Genomic DNA, 26,088 nt, shown 5'->3' on the forward strand with positions numbered 1-26,088 from the left:
GTCCGGGCGTGGGCGCGGACGGACGCGCGCCCCTCCGGCGCGCGTCCGTCCGCGCCCACGCCCGGACCGGCCAAGCCGCCCGCTCCGGCGCCGGCACCGCCGATGTCGGTCGCCGAGCGCCAGGCCCAGGCTCAGGCCGCCCAGGAGGCCGCGGCCGCTCAGCGCGCTCAGGCAGCCAAGGACGCGCCCGCCGAGGCCGCCGCTCCGGCTCCGACCGAGGCCCCCGCGGCTCCGGCCGCCGCCGAGAAGCCGGCGTCCGGCGCGACCCCCGGCGGACCCAAGCCCGTGACCCCGCGTCCGGCTCCCGCCGCGAACACCCCGCGCCCCGGCGGCGCCTCGGGCGGCTCCAACCGCCCCGGCGGCACCCCGCGCCCGGGCAACAACCCGTTCGCCAGCAACCAGGGCATGGGACAGCGTCCCGCCGCCCCGCGCCCCGGCAACAACCCCTTCGCCAGCTCGCAGGGCATGGGATCGCGTCCGACCCCGGGCAACATCCCCCGCCCGGCTGCTCCGCGCCCCGGCGCGCCCCGACCCGGCGGACCCGGCATGGGCCAGCGCCCCGCCGGCTTCGGCCAGCGTCCCGGCGGACCCGGCGGCGGAGCAGGACGTCCCGGCGGTGCCGGTCGTCCGGCCGGCGGCGGCTTCCAGCGCCCCGGCGGCGCTCCCGGTGCCGGTGGCGGTTTCGCCCCGCGTCCCGGTGGCGGCGGCGGTCGCGGTCGCGGCCCCGGCGGTGGAACCGCAGGAGCCTTCGGTCGCGGCGGCGGCAAGAGCAAGGCCCGGAAGTCCAAGCGCACGAAGCGTCAGGAGTTCGAGCTCAGGGAGGCCCCGTCGCTCGGCGGCGTCAGCGTCCCCCGCGGCGACGGCAGGACGGTCATCCGTCTGCGCCGCGGCGCGTCGATCTCGGACTTCGCCGACAAGATCGAGGCCATGACCGGCGTGCCGGTGCCCCCCGGCAACCTGGTCACCGTCCTCTTCGCCCTCGGCGAGATGGCGACGGCGACCGAGTCGCTCGACGAGGCCACCTTCGAGGTGCTCGGCTCCGAGCTCGGCTTCAAGATCCAGGTCGTCTCGCCCGAGGACGAGGACAAGGAGCTCCTCGAGGGCTTCGGTCTCGACCTCGAGCAGGAGCTCGACGACGAGACGGACGAGGACCTCGAGATCCGTCCCCCCGTCGTCACCGTCATGGGTCACGTCGACCACGGAAAGACGCGCCTGCTCGACGCGATCCGCAACGCCAACGTCGTCGCCGGCGAGGCGGGCGGCATCACGCAGCACATCGGTGCGTACCAGGTCGTCGCGGAGCACGAGGGCATCGAGCGCCCGATCACCTTCATCGACACCCCGGGTCACGAGGCGTTCACCGCCATGCGAGCCCGCGGTGCCCAGGTCACGGACATCGCGATCCTCGTGGTCGCGGCGGACGACGGCATCATGCCGCAGACCATCGAGGCGCTGAACCACGCCCAGGCGGCCAACGTGCCGATCGTGGTCGCGGTGAACAAGGTGGACAAGCCCGACGCCAACCCGGCCAAGGTGCGCCAGCAGCTCACCGAGTTCGGGCTCGTCGCCGAGGAGTACGGCGGAGACGTCATGTTCGTCGACGTGTCGGCTCGCGCGGGTACCGGCATCCAGGACCTCCTGGACGCCGTGCTTCTCACCGCGGACGCCGGTCTCGACCTGCGCGCCAACCCCAACAAGGAGGCGCGCGGAGTCGCGATCGAGGCGAAGCTCGACAAGGGACGCGGTGCGGTCGCGACCGTGCTCATCCAGTCGGGAACGCTGCGCGTCGGAGACGCGATCGTCGCCGGAACGGCCTACGGCCGCGTCCGTGCGATGGCGGACGAGAACGGCAACGCCGTCCTCGAAGCCGTGCCGTCGCGTCCGGTGCAGGTGCAGGGACTCTCGTCCGTGCCCCGCGCCGGCGACACCTTCCTCGTCACCGAGGAGGACCGCACGGCCCGTCAGATCGCCGAGAAGCGCGAAGCCGCTCAGCGCAACGCCCTGCTGGCCAAGGCCCGCAAGCGCATCTCGCTCGAGGACTTCACCCGTGCTCTCGAGGAGGGCAAGGTCGAGTCGCTCAACCTCATCATCAAGGGCGACGTGTCCGGTGCCGTCGAGGCGCTGGAGGAGTCGCTCGTCAAGATCGAGGTCGACGACTCGGTGCAGCTGCGCATCATCCACCGCGGTGTCGGTGCGATCACGGAGTCGGACGTCAACCTCGCGACGATCGACAACGCGATCATCGTGGGCTTCAACGTCCGCCCCGACCCGAAGGCCCGCGAGCGCGCTGCTCGAGAAGGAGTGGACATCCGCTTCTACTCGGTCATCTACAACGCGATCGAAGAGGTCGAGAACTCGCTCACGGGCATGCTCAAGCCCGAGTTCGAGGAGGTCCAGTCCGGTGTCGCCGAGATCCGCGAGGTGTTCCGCTCCTCCAAGTTCGGCAACATCGCGGGTGTCATCGTCCGCTCCGGCACGATCACCCGCAACTCGAAGGCGCGCGTCATCCGTGACGGCGTCGTGGTCGGGGACAACCTGGCCATCGAGTCGCTGCGTCGCTTCAAGGACGACGTCACGGAGGTCCGTACGGACTACGAGGCCGGTATCGGACTCGGAAAGTACAACGACATCCAGATCGGCGACGAGATCGAGACGATCGAGATGAAGGAGAAGCCGCGAGGCTGATCCGCTCCACTGGAAGGCCCGGGTCCGCCCGGGCCTTCCGGCGTCTCACGGCGCTGTTCGTGCGGGATCGGGAGGGGACTCTCGTCCTCTCGCGCCCTGCGGGAGGAATCGGGGCCGCCCGTGTCCGGGAGGTGCGCATCCTCCAGCGTGCGCTTCCGCACCTCCGGGCGTGGGAGGCCGTCCCCGATCAGACGTTCTTGCAGCGGTGACTGCGCCCGCTGAGCGAGCAGCGAGCCTGCGGGCGACGTCCGGCTCCCGATCCTGCACCTGAGCCTTCCCACCCCGGTCCCCGAGGATCCGGGGGGCGGACCCGCACTCCCTCCGATCGCGGGCACGGGTGGGGTGCCTCCTCGCGGCTCCTGGCCGGGCCTGGCGGGCGGGCCGCAGGCCCGCGGGAGGGAGCCGCGAGGAGGCACTCCACCCGCGCGGTCGCAGACGCGCGGTCGAGGGGCATCACGCCCCAGAAGCAAGGCCCCCTCGGACGCGACCGGTCGTCCGGGCGGAGAGTGGTTGAATGGCGAGCTGAACGGTTCGCCGAGAGAGATGTGAGGACCAGCCATGGCAGATCCGGCCCGGGCGAGGAAGCTCGCCGAACGTATCCAGGTGATCGTCGCGAAGCGGCTCGAGCGCGGTCTCCGCGACCCGCGCCTCGGCTTCGTCACCATCACCGATGTCCAGGTGACCGGCGACCTGCAGCACGCCTCGGTGTTCTACACGGTCTACGGCACCGATGAGGAGCGCGCCGATTCGGCCGCGGCCCTCAAGGCCGCCACCGGAATGCTTCGCACCGAGGTGGGCAGGAACATCACGTCCCGGCTCACGCCGTCGCTCGAGTTCATCCTCGACGCGGTGCCCGAGAACGCGAAGCACATCGAGGACCTGCTCGCCGCCGCGCGCAGCCAGGACTCGCAGGTGCAGTCGCTCGCCGCTCAGGCGGACTACGCCGGCGAGGCCGACCCCTATGTGAAGCCCCGCGAGGACGACGAGGACTAGGCGCCGAGCCCGAACACCGCGGAGCCCGTGGCGACGTCGACCGATTCCAGGACGACGACGACACGGGCTCCCGGCGTGAGCGGGGCCGGGACGTCGACGGTGATCTCCGGGTCGAGCAGCTGGACCGAGGAGCGGGTGCGCGCCGAGGAGACGACGATCCCGCTGAAGGAGGCTCCTTCGCGGCCGCGGAGGACGGCAGCCTCGACGATCGCGGTCGCCGCACGGGAGGCGGCTCCGGCCCGGCGGTCGCTCGCGGCGAGGAGCGGCGGGAGCAGGGGCAGCGCCTCGCGCAGCTGCGACGGGATCGTTCCGCCGCGGGACACCGCGAGGCAGACGGCGAGGCCGAACCGGTCGACCAGGCGCCGCAGCGGCGCGGTGACGTGCGCGTACGGCGCGGCGAGAGCCGCCTGCTCGGGATGCTCCGGCGGGGCGCCGTCGAAGGCGGTGTAGCCGGCGCCGCGGAACAGGCTCGCCGCGGCGTACATGATGGCGAGCTGGGCGGGGTCGGCGGTGTCGAGGCGGCGCAGGTAGGCGCCGTAGGCCTCCTCCTCGGGCCACGGGATGCCGAGCGCCGCGGCTCGGGAGCGGAAGGCCGCGACGGTGGCGGGGTCGGCCTCGGGCATGGTCCGGAGGATGCCCACCCCCGCGTCGAGCATCATCGTCGCCGCCGCCATACCGGTCAGCAGCGAGACCTGGGCGTTCCAGCCCTCGACGGCCAGGGGAGCGCGGCGCTCGACCCGGTAGCCGCCGTCGGCGGCGACGATCTCCTCCTCGGGCAGCGTCAGGCTCGCTCCTCCGCGCTCGGCCTCGCGCGCCAGGCGCTCGCGTCCGAACCAGGGGAGGAGGGCGAGGGAGGGGTGCGGATCGCCCGCGTCGACGCTGCGCTGCACGCCCTCGTAGTCGAGCCGGGCCACGCTGCGCACGAGCGCCCGCTCGAGGTGCACCGAGCGCGGCTCCGCCCGCTCGTCGAGGGTCAGCGTCCAGACCAGCGCTCGGCGCGTCTCGTCCGGCAGGAGCGACGCGGTCCCCTCGGAGAGGACCGCGGGGTGCAGCGGGACGCGGCCGTCCGGGAGGTAGTAGGTCTGGCCGCGGCGGCGCGTCTCGGCGTCGAGCGCTCCGCCGGTGCGGACGACCGCGGGCACGTCCGCGATGGCGTAGCGGAGGACGACGCCCTCCGACGTGCGCTCCAGGTGGAGGGCCTGGTCCAGGTCGAGCGAGCCGGGCGGGTCGATCGTCACGAAGGGGAGGTCCGTCCGGTCGACGCGGTCCTCGTCGTCCGCTCCGGCCTCCGCGTGCTCGGCCTCGGCCAGCGCGGCCGGCGGGAACGGGCCGGGCAGGTCGTTCTCGACGCGGACCGCGGCGAGGGCGCGCTGGACGTCCTGAGCGAGGTCGACGTCGAGGGCGCGCTCGACGGCGGCGTCGGGGCGGGGGAGGCGGAGGCGGCGACCGGTCACGGCGCCGACCCTACCCGCCTCCTCCGACGCGGACGGCGGTCGACGGGCCCTCAGGAGCCGGGGAGGAGGTAGCCGTCCTCCGGGCCGCCCGTCGCCAGGCCGTCGGCGAGGAGCCCGGCCAGGGCGCGACCGCGCTGGTCGGCGTCCGGCCAGAGAGACTCCACCTCGGCCGCGGTGACCGGGCCGTGCGCGGCGCGCAGCTCGGCGAGGATGAGGCCGCGGACCTGGCGGTCCGAGCCCTCGAACCGCTTCTGCTTCGCCTTCACGGGCCCGGTGTGCTCGGGGTACCCCTCCGCCCGCCAGCGGCAGAGGTCGCGGATCGGGCACTCGTCGCAGCGCGGAGCGCGGGCGGTGCAGACGATCGCCCCCAGCTCCATCGCGCCCGCGTTGAAGGCCGCCGCCTCGGAGAGCGACTCGGGCAGCAGCGCCGACATCGCGGCGAGGTCGGCCCTCGCGCGGGGCGGGCCGGGCTCCGCCGCTCCGTCGACCGCGCGCGCGAGGACCCGGCGGACGTTGGTGTCGACCACGGGGTGCCGCCTCCCGTAGGCGAACACGGCGATGGCGCGGGCGGTGTAGTCGCCGATGCCGGGCAGCGCGAGGAGGGTCTCGACGTCGTCGGGGACCACGTCGCCGTGCTCCTCGGCGATCGCCACGGCGCAGGCGTGCAGGCGCAGGGCCCGCCGCGGGTAGCCCAGGGACTGCCAGGCGCGCACCGCCTCGCCGGGCGGGACGGCGGCGAGCGCGGAGGGTGTCGGCCAGCGCTCCAGCCACTCCGCCAGACGCGGGACGACGCGGACCACCGGGGTCTGCTGCAGCATGAACTCGCTGACGAGCGTGCCCCAGGCGGGGAAGTTCTCGCGGCGCCACGGCAGGTCGCGGGCGCTCGTGCGGAACCAGGCGGTGATCGCGTCGGCGAGAGGGTCGGAGGGCATCAGCCCACACTAGGCGGCGGCGCGTATCGTGGGCGGATGACCAGGTGGGCTCCGCAGAAGGCCGATGTGCTCGACTCTCTCGCGGCGGAGGTGCTGCACAACTACGGGCGCGGACGGGTCAAGGTCGGGATCGACGGCGACGACCCCGCGGTGAGCGCGGCGTTCGCGCTCGACCTCGCGGAGGCGCTCCGCCGGGCCGGCAAGGACGCGATCGTCGCGCACCTCGCCGACTTCCGACGTCCCCGCGCCGATCGTGACGACCCCGCCGTGCCCGAGGAGCAGCGCTCCTACGCGGCCGGGTACGACTACGAGCTCCTGCGCCGCGTCCTGCTCGATCCGTTCACCCTCGGCGGCAGCACCGGGTTCGTGCTCGCGGGCTTCGACGCGGTGCGCGACGAGGCGCGGCAGGCGCGCTGGCGGACCGCCGGCCGCGACGCGGTGCTGCTCGTCGACGGCGAGTTCGCCCTCCGGCCGGAGCTGCGCGGCGCGTGGAGCACCAGCATCCGCCTCGACACGCAGGAGCCGCCGGTGGACGCGGCGTACCGCGCCACGACGGATCCGCGCCGGCTGGCGGGGATCCTCGTCGACATCCGCGATCCGGAGCAGCCCCGGCGCCTCTTCGCCGACTCCTGCTGAGCCTCGGGACGGAGGCCGCCGCCGCGGGCGGCGTCGGTCCGACAGGGCCGCGGACTCAGACCAGGGCGGCGCGGCGCACGACCTCAGCCGGCGGCACGAAGGCGCCCGCCCGCTCGACCTCGTGCACCAGGTCGACCAGCAGCTGGTTGACCGGTGCCTCGCGCCCGCCGCGGTGAGCGGTGCGGACCACGGCCCCGGCCAGGTGGTCGATCTCGCTCGGCACTCCGCGGCGGACGCTCTGCAGCGTCGACCCGGGGTTCGGCACCTCGCCCATCCGCGCGGCCATCCGGCGGGGGAGCAGCTCGACCAGGGGCAGGGGAGCGGCGGCGAGGGCGCGGACGGAGGCGTTCGAGAGTCCCTGCAGCGAGCCGAAGCGGACGCCCGACGCGAGGCCTGTCCGGGCGGCCTCGCGCATCGATCGGGCGAGGACGCGACGCAGCCCCGGATCGTCGATCGTCTCCTGGACCGAGAGCCCGGTGATCGCGGGCAGGGCGTTGACCTCGTTGATCAGCAGCTTCGTCCACTGCGCTCCGGTGAAGTCGTCGGTGACGGCGGTGGGGACCGCCTCGCCGAGCACGGCGGCGGCCCGTCGCACGTCGTCGTCGGCCGGGCGGCCGGGGACGCCGAGCGTGGTCGTGGCAGGAGCCGTGACGGTGACGCGGCCGGGTTCGAGGTGGCTCGCGGCGAAGAGGGCGAGAGCACCCACGAGCCGGGCGTCGCGCACCTGCCGGGCCGCCGCGGTGAGTCCGTCCAGTCCGTTCTGGACGACGACGACGAGGGTGCCGTCGACCGTGCGGCGGTTGGTGCGCAGCGCGTCCTCGGCGTCCTGCGCTTTCGTGCAGACGAAGGCGAGATCGGGCACGAGGTCGAGGGACTCGCCGCAGCGGACCCAGGCGGTGTGCTCGCCCCACGCCCCGTCGAGCCGGATCCCCGACCGGCGGATCGCGGTGAGGTGGTCGCCTCGGGCGGTGACCTCGACGTCGTGCCCGGCGCGGTCGAGAAGGGCGGCGATGGTGCCGCCGACGGCGCCTGCTCCGAGTACTGCGATCCTCATCCGGACAGCCTAGGACGGGCGGGCGAGGGCTCCGGCTGCACCCCGGGGGTACTCCCGATCCGTCCGTGTATCCTCGCACCCGTGCTCGAGACCCCCGCCCCGGCTCCGAACGGGATCCTCCTGCTGGACAAGCCCGGCGGCATCACCAGCCACGACCTCGTCTCGCGGACCCGCCGCCGCGCGGGGACCCGCAAGGTCGGCCACGCGGGGACGCTCGATCCGATGGCGACCGGGCTGATGATCCTCGGTCTCGGCCCCTCGACGCGCCTGCTCACCTACCTCGTCGGCCTCGACAAGCAGTACGAGGCGACGATCCGGCTGGGCTCCTCCACCACCACCGACGACCAGGAGGGCGAGGTGCTCGCCTCGGCGGAGCCAGCCCTCGTCGCGGCCCTCGCCCCGGAGCCGGTGTCCGACGCGATCGCGGCCCTCACCGGAGCGATCGAGCAGGTCCCGAGCACGGTCAGCGCGATCAAGGTGGACGGCCGCCGCGCCTACGCCCGCGCCCGCGACGGCGAGGAGGTCGTGCTCGCCTCCCGCCCCGTGACCGTCTCGGAGTTCGCCGTCCTGGCGAGCCGCCCGGTCGAGGGGTTCCTCGACCTGGACGTGCGCGTCACCTGCTCCTCCGGCACCTACATCCGCGCGCTCGCCCGCGACCTGGGCGCGTCCCTCGGAGTCGGCGGCCACCTGACCGCGCTGCGGCGCACCGCGGTCGGCCCCTTCTCCGTGGCACAGGCCGGCGGGATCGACGAGCTCGACGTCCCCGCCGCGCTCCTGCCGCCGACGCTCGTGGCGGGCGAGCTGTTCCCCCTGCTGCGCCTCGACGCCCAGGAGGCGGGCGATCTCGCGAACGGCAAGCGCATCCCGGCCCCGGAGGCGGTGGCGGGCGCGAAGGGCCTCCTCGCCGCGGTCGGCCCGGGGGAGCGGCTGATCGGCCTCGCCGAGCGGCGCGGCACCCAGCTCAAGAGCGTCGTCAACTTCCCGACCGAGGACCTGCGGACGGCCGCCTCGTGATCGAGTGGTTCACGATCCTCCAGGTGGGGATCGCCGTCGCGGCCGGCCTGCTCTGCCTCGTGCTCGGGCTGCTCGCCCGCCGTCCCTCGGACGTCTCGGTCGGCGCGACGGCGATCGTCGAGCTGCTGCTGATCGTCCAGCTGGCGGTCGCGATCGTGTCGCCGCTGGTCGGCAACCGCCCGTCGGGGAGCCTGCCGGAGTACTACATCTACCTGATCTCGGCGCTGCTCCTGCCGCTCGCGGCCGGGTTCTGGGCGCTCATCGAGCGGAGCCGCTGGAGCACCGTGATCCTGGGCGTCGCCTGCCTCTCGATCGCGGTCATGGTCTACCGGATGCACCAGATCTGGTTCTTCCAGAGCGCCTGATCGGGCCCGCCACCGGGCCCGGCCCGGCGAGCGCCTAGCATGGACGTGCGATGTCGAAACCAGCCAGCGATGCGTCCGGACGGGCCGCTCACGACCCCTCAGTCCCCTCGGCCCCCGGGAGCGGAGAGCCGACCCGTTCCGCCCGCTCGCGCGGGATCGGCAGCCTCCTGGTCGTGGTCTACGGGATCCTCGCGCTCGCCGCGACGGGGCGCTCCGTCTTCCAGATCATCGACCGGTTCGACGAGGCGCCGCTGGCGTTCTCGCTCTCCGCGCTCTCGGCCGTCGTGTACATCGTCGCGACGGTCGCCCTGATCGTCCCGGGCCGCGCCTGGCAGCGCGTCGCGTGGGTGACGATCACCTTCGAGCTGGTGGGCGTGCTCGTGGTCGGCGCGCTCAGCCTCCTCGCTCCGCAGCTCCTCGGGCTCGCGAGCGCCGACCCGTTCGGGCGCCAGTCGACGGTGTGGGCGGCCTTCGGCGCCGGCTACCTGCTCATCCCGCTCGTCCTGCCCGTGCTCGGCCTCTGGTGGCTCCGCGTGCAGGGGCGGCGCACGGCCCCGGCGGCCGCCTGATGCGCGTCGAGACCCGCCCCGGCGACCTGGCCGGGATCGGACCCTCCGCCGTCACGATCGGCAAGTTCGACGGCGTCCACTCCGGGCATCGGGCCGTCATCGGCCGGCTGCACGAGCGGGCCCGCGAGCAGGGGCTCGCCGCCGTCGTCGTCACCTTCGACCGCAATCCGCTCAGCGTGATCGCGCCGGAGAAGTGCCCGCCCGTCCTGGTCGGCAACGAGCAGAAGCTCGAGCTCCTCGCCGGGACCGGCGTGGACGCGACGCTGCTGCTCACCTTCGACGAGGCGTTCCGGGCGCTCTCGCCAGAGCAGTTCGTCGAGCAGGTGCTGGTGGAGGCGCTCGAGGCCCGCGTGGTCCTCGTCGGCTCCGACTTCCGCTTCGGCGCCCGGGGAGCGGGCGACGTCGACCTGCTGCGCGTGCTCGGCGGGCAGCACGGATTCGAGGTGGAGCTGATCGACGACGTGCGGCCCGAGGACGGGCGCCGCGTCTCCTCCACCTGGGTCCGCGAGCTGCTGGCCGAGGGCGACGTGGAGCACGCGACGCGCCTGCTCGGGCACGAGCCCGTCGTCCGCGGCGTGGTCGTGCACGGAGCGAAGCGCGGCCGCGAGCTGGGCTTCCCGACCGCGAACCTCTCGCCGGAGTCGCAGGGCCTGATCCCGGCCGACGGCGTCTACGCGGGCCGGCTCACCACCGACGGCGTCACGCATCCCGCCGCGATCTCGGTCGGCAGCAACCCGACCTTCGTCGGAGTGCCGCCCAAGCAGGTCGAGGCGTACGTGCTCGATCAGACGCTCGACACCCTCGACCTCTACGACCGCGTGGTCGACGTGGCGTTCGTCGGCCGGATCCGCGGCCAGGTCGCCTACGAGGGCGTCGAGCCCCTCATCCGCCAGATGAACCACGACGTGGTGCAGGTCCGCGAGGTCCTCGGCATCGACTGAGCGGGATGCCGGCAGCCGCCTAGCAGGGGCCGCGGGCCCGCACCAGCGGGAGAGGTCCCGGGGCCATCGGCGTACCGTGGCCGCATGAGCGAAACCCCCTCCGACTCGGCGCGCCCCCTCGCGCTCGTCACCGGCGCGACCGGCTACATCGGCGGCCGGCTGACGCCGCGCCTCCTCGAGGCGGGCTTCCGGGTGCGCGTCCTGGTGCGCGACCCGCGCAAGCTGGTCGACGTGCCGTGGGCGGAGGAGGTCGAGGTCGCCCAGGGCGATCTCGGCGATCCGGAGTCGCTGGAGGCCGCGGTCGAGGGCGTCGACGTCCTCTACTACCTCGTCCACTCGATGGGCTCGGGCAACGACCACGCCCACTTCGAGGAGGTCGAGAGCCGCGCCGCGCAGAACGTCGCCACGGCCGCGAGGTCGGCCGGCGTCGGCCGCATCGTCTACCTCGGCGGCCTGCACCCCGAGGGCCAGGAGCTCTCGAAGCACCTCCGCTCGCGCGCTGAGGTGGGCCGGATCCTGATGGAGTCGGGAGTGCCGACGATCGCCCTGCAGGCGGGCGTGATCATCGGCTCCGGGTCGACCTCGTTCGAGATGGTGCGCCACCTCACCGACGTGCTGCCGTACATGCCCGCGCCGCAGTGGGTGCGCAACTTCATCCAGCCGATCGCCGTGCGCGACGTGCTGCACTACCTGATCGGCTCCGCGTCGCTCGAGGACGCCACGCTCAACCGCACCTTCGACATCGGCGGGCCCGACGTGCTCCGCTACGGCCAGATGATGAACGGCTACGCGGTCGAGGCCGGGCTCCCGCAGCGGCCGATCGCGTCCCTGCCGGTGTTCACCCCGTGGCTGGCCTCGCAGTGGGTCAACCTGGTCACGCCGATCCCGCGCTCGCTCGCGGTGCCCATCATCGCCTCGCTGCAGTACGACTGCGTCGTGCACGAGCAGGACATCCGCGCGCTCATCCCCGACCCCGAGGGCGGGCTGACCTCCTACCGCCGCGCCGTCCGGCTCGCGCTGGGAAAGATGCAGGCGGGCGAGATCGAGACGAGCTGGCAGAACGCGGAGGTCGTCGGCGCTCCCAGCGATCCGCTGCCGAGCGACCCGGAGTGGGCCGGCCACACGGTCTACGTGGACCTCAAGGAGCGCCGCACCCAGGCCGACCCGGCCAAGCTCTGGCGCGTCATCGAGGGCATCGGCGGCACCAACGGCTGGTACTCCTTCCCGCTCGCGTGGGTGATCCGCGGCTGGATGGACCGCCTCGTCGGGGGAGTGGGCCTGCAGCGCGGGCGCCGCGACTCCGCGCGCCTGCACGCCGGCGACGCCCTCGACTTCTGGCGCGTCGAGGAGATCGAGCGGCCGAAGCTCCTGCGCCTGCGCGCCGAGATGAAGGTGCCCGGCGGGGCCTGGCTCGAGATGCGCGCCGAGCCCTCCGGAGACGGCGGCTCGGTCTACACGCAGCGCGCGGTGTTCTTCCCGCAGGGCCTCGCGGGCAGGCTCTACTGGTTCGCGATCCTGCCCTTCCACGGCATCATCTTCAACGGCATGGCCAACCGCATCACGGCCACCGCGGCCGACCTGCCGGACTCCGGCGACGAGCGCTCCCCTGGCGGGCGCCGGGTGCAGCGGTGACAATGGAGGGGTCCGGCGGCGGCGAGGCCGCCCGGGACGCCGACGAGAGGAGCACGATGAGCGAACGGTCGAGTACGGACGCGGGGCGCGGACTCCAGCTGGGGAAGGTCCTCTTCATCGGGGACAGCATCATCCAGGCGGGAGCCTGGGGCGAGTGGCTGACGGAGTCGACGGTCGTCGACGAGGGAGTCGGAGGGGCCACCACGGCGGACGTCGTCGCGCGGCTCGCCGAGCTGGTCGCGCAGGAGCCGGACACGGTGGTGCTGCTGGTCGGCACCAACGACCTCGCCTGGCACCGCACGACGGAGCACGTCGTGCGCAACATCGAGACGATCGTCGCGACGTTCCGGCGCGACCTCCCGGACGTGCGCATCCTGGTGACCTCGGTCCTGCCGCGCGGTCACGAGTTCGCGCCGCAGATCCGCGAGATCAACCGCCACCTGTGGCAGTTCGCGCCCACGGCGCACGCGGGCTACCTCGACCTGTGGCCGGTGCTCGCGGGCGAGGACGGCGGACTGCTCGAGCAGTACTCGCCGGACGGCCTGCACCTCAACGAGGACGGCTACCGCGCCTGGCGCGAGGCTCTGGGCCCGGCGCTCGAGGCGGTCGTGCGGATGCCTCCGCGGACCCGCCCGATCACGCTGCCCTACGACGAGTTCGCGCGGCCGAAGACGGCCTAGCGCAGCACCGTGGAGGGGGAGTCGACCGCAGGGTCGGCTCCCCTTCCGTCATTCCGCGGCCAGGGCGGCCTCGAAGGCCGCGAGGGCGTCCGCGGAGAAGAGGACGAACCGGACCTCGTCGAGTGCGCCGTCCGCGGTCGCCTCGCGGACCGTCTCCACCGCGATGCGCGCCGCGTCGTCCATCGGCCAGCCGTAGACGCCCGCCGAGACGGCCGGGAAGGCGAGCGTCCGCGCACCGAGACCGACGGCGGTGCGCACCGACTCGCGGTAGGCCGAGGCGAGGACGGCGCTGCGGTCCTCCGACCGCGAGTGGACGGGACCGACGGTGTGCACGACCCAGCGGGCGGGGAGGCGGCCGGCGGTCGTGGCGACCGCGGAGCCGGCGGGCAGGCCGTCCGGCAGCTCGGTCCCGCGGAGCCGGCGGCACTCGGCGAGGATCTCCGGTCCGCCCGCGCGGTGGATCGCGCCGTCGACGCCGCCGCCGCCGAGGAGCGACGAGTTCGCCGCGTTCACGATCGCGTCGACGTGCTCGCGGGTGAGGTCGCCGCGCACGGCTCTCAGGGTGGTCACGACTCCTCCTCCAGGCTTCGTCCGAGGGCAGCGATCGCCGCAGGTCCCACGCGGCAGCAGCCGCCGATCAGATCCGCTCCCGCCGCGCGCCAGGAGGCGACCAGCGCGGGGTCGAAGGCCGCGTCGCCTGCCCAGCGACGCTCGACGGCGTCCCACTCCTCGCCGCTGTTCGGGTACACGACGACCAGCTTGCCGGTGACGGAGCGGGCGATGCGGACCGCCTCGGCGACGTCGCCGGGCGGGCAGCAGTTCACTCCCACGCCGACCACCTCCTCGGAGGCGGCGGCGACGGCGAGCGCCTCGGCCAGGGGCTCGCCGGCCGCGGTGCGGCCCGAACGGCCGCTCACGCAGATCCAGGCGGGGACCGAGGAGCCCGCGAGGGCCTCCACGACGGCGCGCACCTCCCGCACCGACGGGATGGTCTCGACGGCGAGCAGGTCGGGCCCGGCCGCGGCCAGGGTCTCCAGTCGCGGGCGGTGCCAGGCGGCGAGCTCGCCGACGGTGAGGCCGTCGTCGCCGCGGTACTCGGAGCCGTCGCCGAGGCTAGCGCCGTAAGGGCCGACGGCGGCGGCGACCCAGCCGCTCTGCGCGCGCCGGGCCAGGTCGACGCTCTCCCGGAGGGCGCGCTCGGCGAGGCCCGGGGCCAGGCCCGCGGCCGCGAATCCGCTCGCGGACACCTGGTAGCTCGCTGTCACCGCGACCCGGGCGCCCGCCTCCGCGAAGGCGCGGTGCGCGGCGACGACCCGGCCGGGCTCCTCCAGCAGGACCCGGGCGCTCCAGAGCGAGGAGTCCACCGCGGCGCCCTGCGCCTCCAGCTCCGTGCCCAGGCCCCCGTCGAGCAGCAGCGGGCGCACCCGCGCCGTGGCGACGAGGCCGGCGGTCACGAGCGGTTGTTGGAGAGCTCGAAGATCTTCACGAGCTCGGCGATCGCCGCCTCGCGGGCGTCTCCGCCCTCCTCGAACATCGCGGTGATGTGCGTGCGGAGGTGGTTCTCGACGATGAGCTTGTTGAGCGAGCCGAGCGACTTCTGGATCGCGAGGGACTGCGTGACGATGTCGACGCAGTAGTCCTCGTTCTCGATCATCCGCTCGAGGCCGCGCATCTGGCCGCCCAGGATCCGGGCACGGTGCAGCGAGCGCTTCTTGAGGTCCTCGATCACTCCTCCAGCCTACGCGCCGCAGGCGGTACCCGGGCGGGGTATGCGCGCCTACGATCGAGGGGTGAGCACCCGCAAGCCGTCCCGCGCGACCGCCGCCCGCTACCCCTCGCGCGACCGCGCCCGCATGGCGCTCGCGCCCGGGATCCTCGGCGCGATCGTGCTGCTGGCCGGGCTCGCCCTCGTCGGCTCCGACGCCTACGACTTCATCCGCTACCCGGTCGCGATCCTCGCGGCGGTCATCGGCTGGTTCGCGATCCAGGCGCGCGCACTCCTCTGGCTGATCGGGCTCGTCCCGGTGCTCGTGCTGTGGAACCCGGTGCTGCCGTTCGCCTTCCCGGACGCGATCTGGTCCTCGCTGAGCCTCGCCGCGGTCGGCGTCTTCGTGGCGGCGGGCCTCGTCATCCGCGTCCCGACTCCGGAATGACGACGAGCGCGACCGTCCGCGCGGCGGAGCGCCGACCGGACCGCCCCGAGGAGTAGACTGGCGGCGCACCCGCACGCCGGGGATGCTGCGACCGGGTCCCAGACCCGTTGCTCGGAGCTCCCGACGGCCACCGGATGCACCGACGCCCGACGCCTCTCCGGAGGCGATCCGGCGGATGCACGGCGACGGCAGCGCGCGGGAACCCCTCCTCCGCCCCCCGTCACACATCGAGGAGGAGCATGGCTCGCAGCGGCCAGCGTCAGTCCGGTCAGACGCGACGAGCGTCGAACGCCGCCGGGAGCCGACCCCGATCGCGCTCGCGCGGCGTGGACAACGCGGGGATCATCCCGATCCTCGCCCGCCGCGTCCGCGAGGTGGAGGCGAAGGCCCAGACCGGCAAGGTCGGACCGACCAACCGGACGAAGTTCCTGGTGATCGCCCTCCTGATGCGCGAGGAGCGCAAGCGGGTCAAGGTCGATCCCTCGCTCAGCGACGCGCAGCGCGCCGAGGAGATGAAGCGCCTCGACGGCATCGCCACGATCCTGGCCAAGACGGCCGCCCGCGACACCAGCCTGATCGCGCTGCTCGAATCGGAGGCCGGCGTCACGGCGGCCGCGCAGAAGCTCCGCCGCGACTGGCTGCTCGAGGCGGGCGCGGAGCTCAGCCCCGACGAGCTGCTGATCGTGACCGAGCCGGAGCCCAAGCCCGAGGTGCCGGTCAACCAGGTCGTGCCGCAGTCGGTGCGCGCCCGCCAGCTGGCGAACCCCTTCCTCCCGCCGGACTTCTCGATCGCCGAGGCCTCGGCTCCGGCGCCGCGCCGCCGGCTCGACGACTGGGAGCTGCTCGGGCCGCTCTTCAAGGCGTTCGAGTACGGAGCGGGCGGACGGGCCGCGAGCATGGAGCTCCCGGAGCCGCCGAAGCTCGACCGGGTCTCGCCGCGCGGCCGCGAGCTGATGCCGCACCAGGCGCGCTTCATCGAGAGCGCCCGCGAGGGGCACCGCAGCTTCCTGCTCGCCGACGAGCCGGGTCTGGGCAAGACCGCGCAGAGCCTCCTGGCCGCCTCGGTGGTCGGGGCGTACCCGCTGCTCGCGGTGGTGCCGAACGTGGTCAAGATGAACTGGGCGCGCGAGGTCGAGCACTGGACGCCGCAGCGGCGCGCCACGGTCATCCACGGAGACGGCGGCACGCTCGACGCGTTCGCCGACGTGGTCATCGTCAACTACGACATCCTCGACCGGCACATCGGCTGGCTCGGGAGCCTGGGCTTCCGCGGCATGGTCGTCGACGAGGCGCACTTCATCAAGAACCTCCGCTCGCAGCGCTCGCAGAGTGTGCTCGCGCTGGCGTCGAGGATCCGCGAGACCACTCCGGGGCACGATCCGCTGATGATCGCGCTGACCGGCACCCCGCTGATCAACGACGTCGACGACTTCCGCGCCATCTGGCGCTTCCTCGGCTGGATCGACGAGACCAAGCCGGGACCGGAGCTGATGGGCCGCCTCGAGGAGACGGGCCTCACCCCCGCCGACACGGGCTTCTACCCGGAGGCGCGCGAGGCCGTGATCGACCTCGGCATCGTCCGGCGCAAGAAGATCGACGTCGCCGCCGACCTGCCGTCGAAGCGGATCGTCGATCTGCCCGTCGAGCTGGACGACGACCTCGGCCGCTCCATCCAGAAGGCCGAGCGCGAGCTCGGCGCCCGCATGCTGCAGCGCTTCAGGGCGGTCACCTCCTCGATCACGCACGAGCTCGACGACGACGAGCGCGAGCGGTTCGTCCGCATCGTGGCGCAGAGCGAGCTCGAGGAGTCGAAGTCGGCCAAGACCGGCGAGAACGTCTTCACCATGGTGCGCCGGATCGGCCAGGCCAAGGCGGCGCTGGCCGCCGACTACGCCTCGCAGCTGGCCCGCTCGGTGGGCAAGGTCGTCTTCTTCGCGAAGCACATCGACGTGATGGACCAGGCGGAGGACACCTTCGAGAAGCGCGAGCTGACGTCCGTCTCCATCCGCGGGGACCAGACCGCGGCGTTCCGCCAGACGCAGATCGACGCCTTCAACGAGGATCCGGACGTCTCTGTCGCCGTCTGCTCGCTCACCGCGGCGGGAGTCGGCGTGAACCTGCAGGCGTCGTCCAACGTGGTGCTCGCCGAGCTGTCGTGGACCTCGGCCGAGCAGACGCAGGCGATCGACCGCGTGCACCGCATCGGCCAGGAGGAGCCGGTGACGGCGTGGCGGATCATCGCGGCGCACACGATCGACGCGAAGATCGCGGAGCTCATCGACGCCAAGGCCGGTCTCGCCGCCCGGGCGCTCGACGGCGCGGACGCCGAGACGGCCTCGGCCGACACGGTGCAGCTGGACGCCCTCATGCACGTCCTGCGCGAGGCGATCGGCTGAGCGCACCCGGCCGGGCCGGCTGAGCGCACCCGACCGGGCCGGCTGAGAGCTCAGCCGGTCCGGGCGAGCGGTGCGGCGAAGAAGTCCTTCTCGAACGAACTCGACCGCAGGAACGCGTCCCTCATCGCGGCGCGCTGCCTCGGTGAGGCGTCGCGGGCGGCCTGCTCCGTGAACTCGATCGCCCGCTCGGTGGCCGCCGCGAAGACCGGGTCGCCGTAGGTGAGCAGCCAGTCCGCGTAGGGGTGCTCGGGGTGCCCGGAGGCGGCGAGGCGCGACCCGACGTCGGCGTAGAGCCAGAAGCAGGGGAGCAGGGCGGCGACGATCTCGCCGTAGCCGCCGCCCGCGGCGACCGCGAGCAGGTGGTCGGTGTAGCCGCGGGTCACGGGCGCGGGCGTCGCGTCCCTGGTCCCGAGCCGGTCGCGGTGCAGCTGCGCCTCCGCCGCGAGGGCGGACGCCGAGCCCTCGGCCCAGAAGACCTGCTCGGCGGTGGTCGGCGCGCGCTGCGCCGCCACGGCCAGGACGCGGGCGTACTCGGTGAGGTAGAGAGCGTCCTGCTCGAGGTACCACTCGAAGTCCTCCCGCCCGAGGGAGCCGTCGCCGAGGGCCCGCACGAACGGGAGCGCGTCGATCTCGTCGCGGAGGGTCCGGGTCCGCTCCCAGACGTCCGCGCAGAACGCCGGAGGACGTTGCCGGTGGAAGTGGTCGATCGGGCCGTTGCCGGTGCCGACCTCCAGGGCGTCGGCGGCGCGCAGGGCGCCGGTCAGCCACTCCTTGGCCTCCGTCAGCGCCTCGACCAGGGCGTCGGAGGAGGCGTCGCGCCCGGCCAGGAGCGTCGCCATCGCGGACGAGAGCGAGCACCCGGTGCCGTGCGTGTTCGAGGTGGCGACGCGCTCGCCGGGGACCTCGCGCACGAGGCCGTCGGGGGTGACGATCGCGTCCGGGGTGGCGGGGCCGTCGAGGTGGCCGCCCTTCACCAGCACGGCGGCGTCGAGGGCGCTGGCGAGCATCGCCCCCTGCGCGAGCGCGGCCGGCCAGTCGGAGGCGGTCGGCTCTCCGGCCAGCACGCCCAGCTCGGGGAGGTTCGGCGTCACCAGGTCGGCGCGGCGGAGCAGGTCGCGCACGGCGTCCTCCGCCTCGGGAGCGAGCAGCCGGTGACCGCTGGTCGCGACCATCACCGGATCCACGACCACGACGGGCGGGCGGACCTCGTCGAGCCACTCGGCGACGACTCCGGCGTACTCGGCCGTGGCGAGCATCCCGATCTTCACCGCGTCCATCGTGACGTCGTCGCTCACCGCGTCGAGCTGCTCGCGGAGGAACGCGGCGGGCGGCAGGTGCACGGAGCGGACCCCGTGCGTGTTCTGCGCGACGAGCGCGGTGACGACCGCCATGCCGTAGCCGCCGAGCGCGCCGATCGACTTGAGGTCGGCCTGAACGCCTGCACCGCCGGTCGGATCGGTGCCGGCGATGCTGAGGACACGGGGGACGCGAGCGCCGGCGGTCATCGGTCCCACTCCGCTCGGATCAGGCGGGCGGCCGCCGCGGGGTCGGCGGCCGTGCAGAGCGCCGACACGACCGCGAGGCCGGCCGCACCGGCGAGGCGGAGTGGCCCCGCGTCCGCGGCTCCGACTCCGCCGATGGCGACGCAGGGCAGCGCCGTGGCCGCGGCGAGGGCGGCGAACCCGTCGACACCGAGGGGAGCGGGGTGGTCGGGCTTGGTCGCGGTGGGCCGGATGACGCCGACGCCGAGGTAGTCGACCGTCCCCGCGGGCAGGGCGCGGACGGCGGCGAGGTGCTCGGGGGTGTTCGCGGTGAGCCCGATCACCGCGTCGGGTCCGAGCAGCGAGCGGGCGGCGGTGACGGGGAGGTCGGACTGCCCGAGGTGGACGCCGTGGACGCGGGCGCCCGCGAGGCGGGCGGCGAGGGCGACGTCGACGCGGTCGTCGACCAGCAGGGTCGTGCGCTCGTCGAGGACGGCGGCGACGGCCCGGGTCAGGGCGACGAGCTCGGCGGCGGGGGCGTCGTGATCGCGGATCTGCACGGTCGTGACTCCGCCCCGGACGGCGGCGGCGACCACCGCGGGCACGCCGCGCGGGCCGCACTGGGCGGTGTCCGTGACGAGGTAGAGCGAGAGGTCGAGGCTCATGCGATCCGCGCCCCGGCCTCGGCGTCGGCCGGCTGGAGGGCAGCGAGGGCGTCGAGGAGGCCGACGGCGAAGGACCCGGGACCGCTGCTCGGGGCGGCGGCCCGCTCGGCGGCGAGGCCCCAGACCGCGGAAGCGCTGACGGCCGCGTCGAGCGGGCGGGCGCCCGCGCCGAGGAACGCCGCCATCACGGCGCCGAGCGCGCAGCCGCCGCCGGTCACGCGGGTCAGCAGCGGGTGGCCCCCCGTGACCCGGACTATCCGCTCGCCGTCGGTGACGAGGTCGACCGCTCCCGAGACGGCGACCACGCCTCCGGTGCGGCGGGCGAGGACGCGGGCGGAGTCGAGCGCCTGCTCGGCGGTGTCGACGGCGTCCACGCCGCGGCCGCCCGCACCGGCTCCCGCGAGGGCGAGGATCTCGGAGGCGTTGCCGCGGATGATCGCGGGCCGCGCCTCGAGCAGCTCCACCGCCAGAGCGGTGCGGACGGGCAGCGGGCCCACGGCGACCGGATCGAGCACCCACGGGGTGCCGGCGCGTCCGGCCGCGGCGACCGCCTCGCGAGCACCCTCGCGCTGCTCCGCTCCGGGCGTGCCGAGGTTGACGAGCACCGCGGAGGCGAGGCCCGCGAAGACGCCCGCCTCGCCGGGCAGGTCGCACATCGCCGGGCTGGCGCCGAGGGCCAGAAGGCTGTTGGCGGTGAAGCCGGTGACGACCGCGTTCGTGATGCACTGCACCAGGGGCCCGGCGGCGCGGAGCTCGGCGAGATCGCGACCCACGGACGCCGGGTCGGGCGCCGTGTCGGCGGGGAGGGTCGGGTGGACAGGCGTGCGAATGCTCATTCGCGACATCCCTTCGCTAGTACGAACTAGATCAGGTTCAACGGGTCTTCTCTCAGCCCTGGCGGGCACCCCGTGTCACTGCGCACGACCCTAGCAGCGGGCGCGGGCGCGCTCGCTGCTGCAGTGCGAGAGGAGGGAGCGGGCCGTCGTCGCCCCTTCGCCCGGGAGCGGCCGCTCAGCCGGTGAGGATCGTCGAGTCGCCGCGCGGCCCCACGGCGACGCGGAGGCCGATCGGCAGCCGCTCGCGCATCGCGTCGACGTGGCTGATCAGGCCGATCGTCCGACCGCCCGACCGCAGCTCGTCGAGCGTGCTGAGCGCCGTCTCGAGCGTCTCGGCGTCGAGCGAGCCGAAGCCCTCGTCGATGAACATGGTCTCGAGCGAGATGCCGCCGGACTGCGCCGTCACCACGTCGGCGAGGCCGAGGGCGAGGGCGAGCGAGGCGAGGAACGTCTCGCCGCCGGAGAGCGAGGCGGGCTGCCGGCGGACGCCGGTGAAGGCGTCGAGCACGTCGATCCCGAGGCCGGAGGCGGCACCGCGGTAGGCGAGCGAGTCGTCGTGGGCGAGTGCGTAGCGGCCGCTGGTCATCGCGTCGAGGCGGAGGTTCGCCGCGGTCACGATCTCCTCCAGGCGTCCGGCGAGGGCGAAGGCCTCGAGGTCCATCCGGCGCGTGTTCTGCCCCCGGCCGGAGACGGTCTCGGCCAGCGCGCGCAGCTCCTCGTGGCGGTGGAGGCGCTCACCCAGCACGGCGAGGCGGCCCGCGGCCGTCGCGGCGAGCTCGGCCAGGCGCTCCGAGCGGTGCTCGAGCACGGAGAGGCCGGCTCGCGCCTCGTCGCGACGGGCGGAGGCTTCGCGCGAGCGCCCCTCGGCGTCGGCGAGGTCGACGGCCGTGCCCGGCAGTCCGCGGAGCTCCGGGTCGGCGAGCACCGCCTCCGTCGCGCTCCGCCGTCGCTCGTGCTCGGCGACGACGGCCTCGGCCCGCGCCCGGTCCCCGCTGGCCAGCGCGGCCGACTCGGCCTCCTCGGCGGTCGTGAAGCCGCGCTCGGCGAGGACCTCGGCGAGCTCCTCCCGGGCGGCGGCGGCGGCCTCGGACCGCGAGACGGCCGCCTCCTCGGCCTCGACCAGGGCGACGGCACGACGGCGCTGGGCGTTCAGCTGCTCGACGCGCGAGGCGACGCTCGTCGCGCCGTCGCGGAAGGCCTCGACGCGCTCCCGCAGCAGCCGCAGCGCTTCAGCGGCGAGGGCGGACTCGTCGGCGCGGGCGCGGTGCTCCTCACGAGCGGCGTCCCGCCCGGACGTGAGAGCGTCGATCCGGGTGCGCAGCCGGATGCGCTCGCGCCGCAGCTCCTCCATGCGGGTGGCGGCGCGGCGCGCCGAGGCGAGCCGCTCCTCGTGCGCCGGGCGGAGCGACTCCGGATCCGCGTCCTCGCCCACGCGCTCCTCTAGCGCCGCGAGAGCCCGAGCCGCGGCTCCCTCGCGCTCGCGGGCGCCGTCGAGGGCGGCGGCGGCGCGCTCCACCGCGACGCGGGCCCGGTCGAGGTCGTCGGTGCCGACCGTCGTCGGGCCGTCGTGCTCGGCCGGGCGGGGGTGCTCGCACGAGCCGCAGACGGGGCAGGGCTCGCCCGGCTCCAGCCGCTCGGCGAGCTCCCCGGCGAACCCGGCGAACCGGCGCGCGATCAGGGCGGCCTGCTCCGCGGCGCGCTCGCCGTGGACGCGCGCCGCGTCGGCGTAGGCCGAGCGGAGCCGCTGCAGACCCGCCGCAGTGAGATCGCGCTCGAGGGCCGCGGCGATCCTCCGCTCGAGCGCGGCGAGCTCGTCGACGCGCGCGGGGACGGCGGCGGCCTCCCCGGCCAGGGACTCCTCCTCGCCGGCGAGCGCGTCGACGCGAGCGGGCAGCTCGCGCAGCTCCGCCTCGATCCCGGCGAGCGCGGTCGCCGCCGCCTGCTCGGCGCGTGCGGACCGCTCGGTGACGCGCTCCGCGTCGGGGAGCCGGCGCTCCTCTGCCAGCGCCTCGGCGAGGGCGCCGAGGACAGCGGCGAGCCGTTCGGCCGTCTCGGCGGCCGGGCCCCCGGACGCGTCCCCGTAGGCGTCGGCGGCGAGGTCGCGCTGCTGCCGGGCGGCCCGCTCCTTCTCGGCGGCTGCCCGGGCGGAGCGGAGCAGCGGCAGCACGCCGTCGGCCCGGCGCGCGCGCTCGATCGCGGCCCGCTGCTGCTCGACGTGCGCCTCGGCGACCACGAGCTCCTCCGCCTCGATGAGGGCGCGCCGGCGCCGCTCCTGGCCCCGGGCGATGCGCCGTGCCTCGTCGAGAGCGGTGCCCGCGGCCTCGTGCGCCGCGTCGGCCGCGGCGGAGCCGGCCCGGGCCGCCTCGAGCGGAGCGGCGAGCCGCACCGGCAGCCCGGCGAACCAGGCGGCGTCCGGCAGAGGCGGCTCGGCTCCGTCATCGAGGAGCCGGACGGCCTCGTCCGCGAGCGCCGTCACGGCCGCGCGCTCCTCCTCGAGCCCGACGGCGCTCGCGTCGCGCTGCTCGAGCAGGCGGCGGCGGAGCAGATCGAAGCGCTCGGTCGCGAAGAGCGTGCGCAGGAGCCGCTGCCGGTCGTCGTTCTTCGCGAGCAGGAACTCGTGGAAGCGGTTCTGCGCCAGCAGGATCACCTGGAGGAACTGGTCCTTCGTCAGGCCGACGATCCGGCCGATGTCGGCGCCCACCTCCTTCGCGCTCGACGAGAGCCCGACCCAGGTGCCGTCGACCTGCTCCAGCAGCTCGACCTTCGCCGGCTGGGTCGTGGTGCCGGTGCCGCGCCGTTTCGGCCGCTCGTACTCGGGCGAGCGCCGGACGCGGTAGACGCGCCCCGCCGCCTCGAAGTCGAGCTCGGCGAAGGTCTCGTCCTCGGGGCCGCTGTGGTCGCTCCGGAGGCGCGAGGCGGTGCCGTCGAAGCGGGGGACCGAGCCGTAGAGCGCGAACGCGATCGCGTCGAGGATCGTCGACTTGCCCGCTCCGGTGCGCCCGGCGATGAGGTACACGCCCACGTCCTCGAGCCGGTCGAAGTCGACGCACTGCTCGGCGCGGAACGGTCCGAGTCCGGCGAAGGCGAGTCGGCGGATCCTCACCGCAGAGCCTCGGCCTCGACGGCCGCGAGCGCGTCGAGGGTGAGGGCGCGCTCGGTCTCCGTGGCGCCGTGACCGCCGCGGACGTGGGCGAGGAAGTCGTCGACGACCTCCACGTCGCTCCGCCCGCGGATCCGCTCGGCGTACGCGCGCGGCTCGGCCGCGGCGTGCGGGGGCCGGTGCTCGAGCGTGGCGCAGCCGGGGAAGCGCGACTGCAGGCGCGCCATCGCGTCGAGCGGGCGCACGGGATCGGTGAGCACCGCCGAGACCCAGTCGCCCTCCACCTCGGCCAGGGAGGGATCGCGCAGCAGCTGCTGGAGCTCGCCCTCGATCACGCTGAGCCTCCTCGGCACGGGGAGCGGCGACCACTCGACGCCCTCGAGCCCCTCGGGCCCGATCGTCACCAGCCAGGCGCCGCGCGGCTTCGACGCCTCGCCGAACGAGTAGTGCAGCGGCGCTCCGGAGTAGCGCACGCCCGGCAGCAGCTCGGCGCGTCCATGGATGTGCCCGAGCGCCGCGTAGTCGGCCGCGGCGAAGTGCTCGACCGAGACGTAGTCGAGCCCGCCCGCCGTGATGTCGCGTTCGAGGACCGCGGCCGGGGCTCCGACCGCGAAGCAGTGCGCGAGCACGACCCAGGGACGGCCCGCCGCCTCGGCGGCGGCGCGCACCCGCGCCATCGCGAAGGCGAGCACGTCCTCGTGGCGGCGCAGCTGCTCCTCCGGGTGCCGGTGGCGGTAGAGGGCGGGCTCGAGGAAGGGGATGCCGTGGACGCCGACCTCGAGGCCGGACGCGTCGCGCAGCACGACCGGCTCGGCGTACGCCTCGGGGTCGGTGAGGACGTGGACGCCCGCTCCGCGCAGGAGCCCGGCCTGGAAGCCGAGCCGGGCGGGGGAGTCGTGGTTGCCGCTGGTGAGGACGACCTCGGCGCCGGCCGCGCGGATCGCCTCGAGCGTGCGGGTGAGGAGGGTGTAGTGCTCCGCGGCGGGCACGGCGGAGTCGAAGACGTCGCCGGCGATCAGCACCGCGTCCACGCGCTCGGCCCGCACCGTCTCGACCAGGGCCTCGAGCACGGTCGCGAGCGCCGCCGTCGTGGAGTGCCCGTGGAAGGTGCGGCCGATGTGCCAGTCCGAGGTGTGCAGCAGCTTCACGGTCGTCCTTCCTCTGCGTCGTCCGGGGGAGCGACTCCAGGCTAGTGAGGCCCTCCGACACCGGCGGCGCAGCGGACACCTCCCGTTCACCGGGAGGTGCACAATAGGGCGTTGGTCGAGCAGAGGAGATGGTCGTGAAGCTGCCCCGCGTCCCCGCGACGATCCTGGGTCTGGGCTCGCGCACCCGCGCCGCCGCCGAGGACACCGCTCCCCTCCAGCGTCTGCGCCCGGACGACGAGCCGGCCCGCACCAGCACGGTCGACAACGCGATCTACCAGGACGGCCGCCGGGTCGTCTCTCCCGGCAGCATCCCGGAGGCGCTCGCCGCCCTGCAGAAGCTGCCCGACGCGATGGCGTGGATCGGGCTGTACCGGCCGAACGCGGCCGAGCTCGCCGCGCTCGAGGACGAGTTCTCGATGCACCCGCTCGCCCTCGAGGACGCGATCAGCGCGCACCAGAGGCCCAAGCTCGAGCGGTACGGCAGCGACATGTTCGTGGTGCTGCGCGCCGCCAGCTACTCCGACCAGCGCGAGGAGGTCGACTTCGGCGAGCTCCACCTGTTCGTGGGGTCGAACTTCGTCGTCACGGTCCGCCACTCCGAGAAGCCCGACCTCTCGCTGGTGCGGCGGCGGATGGAGGCCGATCCGGAGCTGCTGCGCGTCGGCCCGGTCGCCGTGCTGTACGCGATCCTCGATGCCGTCGTGGATCAGTACTCGCCCGTCGTCGCCGGTCTCGAGAACGACATCGACGAGATCGAGGCGCAGGTCTTCGAGGGCGACCCGGCGGTGTCCCGACGCATCTACGAGCTCAGCCAGGAGGTGCTGGACTTCCAGCGTGCGGTCGCTCCGCTGACCGGCATGCTCGGGCGGCTCGTCACCGACTTCGAGGTGTTCCAGTCGGATGTGGAGCTGCGCCGCTACATCCGCGACGTCGCCGACCACGTCGCGCTCGTCACCGAGCGGGTCGACGGCTTCCGCACCACGCTGCGGGAGATCCTGGCGGTGAACGCGACCCTCGTCGCCCAGCGCCAGAACGAGGACATGAAGAAGCTCGCGGAGGTGGGCAACCAGCAGAACGACGAGGTCAAGCGGATCTCCGCCTGGGCGGCCATCTTCTTCGCGCCGACCATGATCTCGAGCATCTACGGCATGAACTTCGACGTGATGCCCGAGCTGCACGTGGCGTGGGGGTACCCGGCGGCGCTCGCGGCGATGCTCGCCTCGAGCGTGGTGCTGCACCGGCTCTTCAAGCGGTGGGGCTGGCTCTGAGCCCGCGTCCCGCGACGTGTCAACACCGTGACGGTCCCGGAGGCTCCGCGTAGCGTCGCTCGCGGGCCGTCCGGCCCCTGAACGGA

General features: G+C 74.4%; 23 protein-coding genes and 1 riboswitch. Of the genes, 12 read left to right on the plus strand and 11 right to left on the minus strand.

From position 1 onward, the window contains the following. Positions 1-2,685: translation initiation factor IF-2 (infB, locus tag C5D50_RS10445; protein WP_104289003.1), on the plus strand; the 2,685-nt coding region annotated here is incomplete at its 5' end. A gap of 558 nt (positions 2,686-3,243) precedes the next feature. Continuing rightward, positions 3,244-3,678 carry a 30S ribosome-binding factor RbfA gene (rbfA, locus tag C5D50_RS10450; protein ID WP_104223052.1) on the plus strand — a complete coding sequence of 145 codons (435 nt, stop codon included), beginning with the start codon at positions 3,244-3,246 and terminating at the stop codon, positions 3,676-3,678. On the opposite strand, the gene C5D50_RS10455 is transcribed toward rbfA, so the two are convergent. Together C5D50_RS10455 and C5D50_RS10460 are read right to left on the minus strand one after the other, a co-directional pair. Beyond that, positions 3,675-5,132, minus strand: coding sequence for a ribonuclease catalytic domain-containing protein (locus C5D50_RS10455; RefSeq protein ID WP_104283442.1), 1,458 nt, complete (start codon positions 5,130-5,132; stop codon positions 3,675-3,677). The two genes, rbfA and C5D50_RS10455, sit on opposite strands and share 4 nt — an antisense overlap. A gap of 50 nt (positions 5,133-5,182) precedes the next feature. After that, positions 5,183-6,064, minus strand: coding sequence for an A/G-specific adenine glycosylase (locus tag C5D50_RS10460; RefSeq protein WP_104223054.1), 882 nt, complete (start codon positions 6,062-6,064; stop codon positions 5,183-5,185). A gap of 36 nt (positions 6,065-6,100) precedes the next feature. Between C5D50_RS10460 and C5D50_RS10465 the strand changes: the two genes are divergently transcribed. Then, complete coding sequence (locus C5D50_RS10465; protein WP_146086917.1) at positions 6,101-6,700, plus strand: hypothetical protein; 600 nt, start codon at positions 6,101-6,103, stop codon at positions 6,698-6,700. Between the two features lie 55 nt (positions 6,701-6,755). Here the strand turns inward: C5D50_RS10465 and C5D50_RS10470 are convergent, their stop codons facing one another. Further along, positions 6,756-7,754 (minus strand): ketopantoate reductase family protein, encoded by a 999-nt coding sequence (locus C5D50_RS10470; protein ID WP_104239488.1) that lies wholly within the window; start codon positions 7,752-7,754, stop codon positions 6,756-6,758. An 81-nt stretch (positions 7,755-7,835) separates the two neighbouring features. Here C5D50_RS10470 and truB point away from each other — a divergent pair, with 81 nt between their 5' ends. The 6 genes from truB to C5D50_RS10500 all read left to right on the plus strand — a co-directional run bounded on the left by truB (position 7,836) and on the right by C5D50_RS10500 (position 12,955). After that, on the plus strand, positions 7,836-8,768 hold the full coding sequence (gene truB / locus C5D50_RS10475) for a tRNA pseudouridine(55) synthase TruB (RefSeq protein ID WP_104283444.1): 933 nt from the start codon (positions 7,836-7,838) through the stop codon (positions 8,766-8,768). Continuing rightward, entirely contained in the window at positions 8,765-9,133 is a 369-nt protein-coding gene (locus tag C5D50_RS10480) for a hypothetical protein (protein ID WP_104223058.1), read from the plus strand. The genes truB and C5D50_RS10480 overlap by 4 nt, the downstream gene beginning before the upstream one ends. Positions 9,134-9,183: 50 nt before the next feature. Continuing rightward, positions 9,184-9,702 carry a hypothetical protein gene (locus tag C5D50_RS10485; RefSeq protein WP_258062220.1) on the plus strand — a complete coding sequence of 173 codons (519 nt, stop codon included), beginning with the start codon at positions 9,184-9,186 and terminating at the stop codon, positions 9,700-9,702. Continuing rightward, positions 9,702-10,643 (plus strand): bifunctional riboflavin kinase/FAD synthetase, encoded by a 942-nt coding sequence (locus C5D50_RS10490; protein ID WP_104283469.1) that lies wholly within the window; start codon positions 9,702-9,704, stop codon positions 10,641-10,643. Before C5D50_RS10485 ends, C5D50_RS10490 begins: the two co-directional genes overlap by 1 nt. Positions 10,644-10,727: 84 nt before the next feature. Then, a complete protein-coding gene (locus tag C5D50_RS10495) occupies positions 10,728-12,275 on the plus strand; it encodes an SDR family oxidoreductase (protein WP_104233790.1) in 1,548 nt (515 codons plus the stop codon). Between the two features lie 56 nt (positions 12,276-12,331). Next, positions 12,332-12,955, plus strand: coding sequence for a GDSL-type esterase/lipase family protein (locus C5D50_RS10500; protein ID WP_104283470.1), 624 nt, complete (start codon positions 12,332-12,334; stop codon positions 12,953-12,955). Between the two features lie 48 nt (positions 12,956-13,003). Here the strand turns inward: C5D50_RS10500 and C5D50_RS10505 are convergent, their stop codons facing one another. Genes C5D50_RS10505 through C5D50_RS10515 form a run of 3 tightly spaced genes read right to left on the minus strand, consistent with a single transcriptional unit; the run spans position 13,004 to position 14,684 of the window. Continuing rightward, positions 13,004-13,525, minus strand: a complete 522-nt coding sequence (locus C5D50_RS10505) for an O-acetyl-ADP-ribose deacetylase (RefSeq protein ID WP_104225600.1) — start codon at positions 13,523-13,525, stop codon at positions 13,004-13,006. Next, entirely contained in the window at positions 13,522-14,409 is an 888-nt protein-coding gene (gene mmuM, locus C5D50_RS10510) for a homocysteine S-methyltransferase (protein WP_104283445.1), read from the minus strand. Before mmuM ends, C5D50_RS10505 begins: the two co-directional genes overlap by 4 nt. After that, positions 14,406-14,684, minus strand: coding sequence for a metal-sensitive transcriptional regulator (locus C5D50_RS10515; RefSeq protein WP_104223062.1), 279 nt, complete (start codon positions 14,682-14,684; stop codon positions 14,406-14,408). Before C5D50_RS10515 ends, mmuM begins: the two co-directional genes overlap by 4 nt. Positions 14,685-14,745: 61 nt before the next feature. Here C5D50_RS10515 and C5D50_RS10520 point away from each other — a divergent pair, with 61 nt between their 5' ends. Together C5D50_RS10520 and C5D50_RS10525 are read left to right on the plus strand one after the other, a co-directional pair. Then, positions 14,746-15,108 carry a DUF6804 family protein gene (locus C5D50_RS10520; RefSeq protein ID WP_244229446.1) on the plus strand — a complete coding sequence of 121 codons (363 nt, stop codon included), beginning with the start codon at positions 14,746-14,748 and terminating at the stop codon, positions 15,106-15,108. A 239-nt stretch (positions 15,109-15,347) separates the two neighbouring features. Further along, positions 15,348-17,504, plus strand: coding sequence for a DEAD/DEAH box helicase (locus C5D50_RS10525; protein ID WP_104283446.1), 2,157 nt, complete (start codon positions 15,348-15,350; stop codon positions 17,502-17,504). Between the two features lie 50 nt (positions 17,505-17,554). Here C5D50_RS10525 and thiD read toward each other — a convergent pair whose 3' ends face one another. The 5 genes from thiD to C5D50_RS10550 form a co-directional block, all read right to left on the minus strand. After that, positions 17,555-19,009, minus strand: a complete 1,455-nt coding sequence (gene thiD, locus C5D50_RS10530) for a bifunctional hydroxymethylpyrimidine kinase/phosphomethylpyrimidine kinase (protein ID WP_104283447.1) — start codon at positions 19,007-19,009, stop codon at positions 17,555-17,557. Further along, on the minus strand, positions 19,006-19,650 hold the full coding sequence (thiE, locus tag C5D50_RS10535) for a thiamine phosphate synthase (RefSeq protein ID WP_104255108.1): 645 nt from the start codon (positions 19,648-19,650) through the stop codon (positions 19,006-19,008). The genes thiD and thiE overlap by 4 nt, the downstream gene beginning before the upstream one ends. Beyond that, complete coding sequence (gene thiM / locus C5D50_RS10540) at positions 19,647-20,486, minus strand: hydroxyethylthiazole kinase (RefSeq protein WP_104283448.1); 840 nt, start codon at positions 20,484-20,486, stop codon at positions 19,647-19,649. Before thiM ends, thiE begins: the two co-directional genes overlap by 4 nt. Then, positions 20,478-20,569, minus strand: a riboswitch (TPP riboswitch). Its footprint overlaps the gene before it by 9 nt. Positions 20,570-20,661: 92 nt before the next feature. Further along, positions 20,662-23,589: an AAA family ATPase gene (locus C5D50_RS10545; RefSeq protein WP_104283449.1), complete on the minus strand. Its 2,928-nt coding sequence runs from the start codon at positions 23,587-23,589 to the stop codon at positions 20,662-20,664. Then, positions 23,586-24,734, minus strand: a complete 1,149-nt coding sequence (locus tag C5D50_RS10550; RefSeq protein ID WP_104255110.1) for an exonuclease SbcCD subunit D — start codon at positions 24,732-24,734, stop codon at positions 23,586-23,588. The genes C5D50_RS10545 and C5D50_RS10550 overlap by 4 nt, the downstream gene beginning before the upstream one ends. Positions 24,735-24,862: 128 nt before the next feature. Here C5D50_RS10550 and C5D50_RS10555 point away from each other — a divergent pair, with 128 nt between their 5' ends. Then, positions 24,863-26,002, plus strand: coding sequence for a magnesium and cobalt transport protein CorA (locus C5D50_RS10555; RefSeq protein ID WP_104283450.1), 1,140 nt, complete (start codon positions 24,863-24,865; stop codon positions 26,000-26,002). Positions 26,003-26,088 lie beyond the last annotated feature (86 nt).

The sequence above is a fragment of the Rathayibacter sp. RFBD1 genome (assembly GCF_002932915.1).
Classification (GTDB): Bacteria; Actinomycetota; Actinomycetes; order Actinomycetales; family Microbacteriaceae; genus Rathayibacter.

Coding starts and splice junctions, on each gene's coding strand:
- C5D50_RS10555 (WP_104283450.1), top strand. CDS start 24,863: ATGGTCGTGAAGCTGCCCCGCGTCCCCGCGACGATCCTGGGTCTGGGC.
- C5D50_RS10525 (WP_104283446.1), top strand. CDS start 15,348: ATGGCTCGCAGCGGCCAGCGTCAGTCCGGTCAGACGCGACGAGCGTCG.
- C5D50_RS10490 (WP_104283469.1), top strand. CDS start 9,702: ATGCGCGTCGAGACCCGCCCCGGCGACCTGGCCGGGATCGGACCCTCC.
- C5D50_RS10470 (WP_104239488.1), bottom strand. CDS start 7,754: ATGAGGATCGCAGTACTCGGAGCAGGCGCCGTCGGCGGCACCATCGCC.
- C5D50_RS10500 (WP_104283470.1), top strand. CDS start 12,332: ATGAGCGAACGGTCGAGTACGGACGCGGGGCGCGGACTCCAGCTGGGG.
- C5D50_RS10495 (WP_104233790.1), top strand. CDS start 10,728: ATGAGCGAAACCCCCTCCGACTCGGCGCGCCCCCTCGCGCTCGTCACC.
- thiD (WP_104283447.1), bottom strand. CDS start 19,009: ATGACCGCCGGCGCTCGCGTCCCCCGTGTCCTCAGCATCGCCGGCACC.
- C5D50_RS10485 (WP_258062220.1), top strand. CDS start 9,184: ATGTCGAAACCAGCCAGCGATGCGTCCGGACGGGCCGCTCACGACCCC.
- C5D50_RS10460 (WP_104223054.1), bottom strand. CDS start 6,064: ATGCCCTCCGACCCTCTCGCCGACGCGATCACCGCCTGGTTCCGCACG.
- thiM (WP_104283448.1), bottom strand. CDS start 20,486: ATGAGCATTCGCACGCCTGTCCACCCGACCCTCCCCGCCGACACGGCG.
- thiE (WP_104255108.1), bottom strand. CDS start 19,650: ATGAGCCTCGACCTCTCGCTCTACCTCGTCACGGACACCGCCCAGTGC.
- C5D50_RS10465 (WP_146086917.1), top strand. CDS start 6,101: ATGACCAGGTGGGCTCCGCAGAAGGCCGATGTGCTCGACTCTCTCGCG.
- rbfA (WP_104223052.1), top strand. CDS start 3,244: ATGGCAGATCCGGCCCGGGCGAGGAAGCTCGCCGAACGTATCCAGGTG.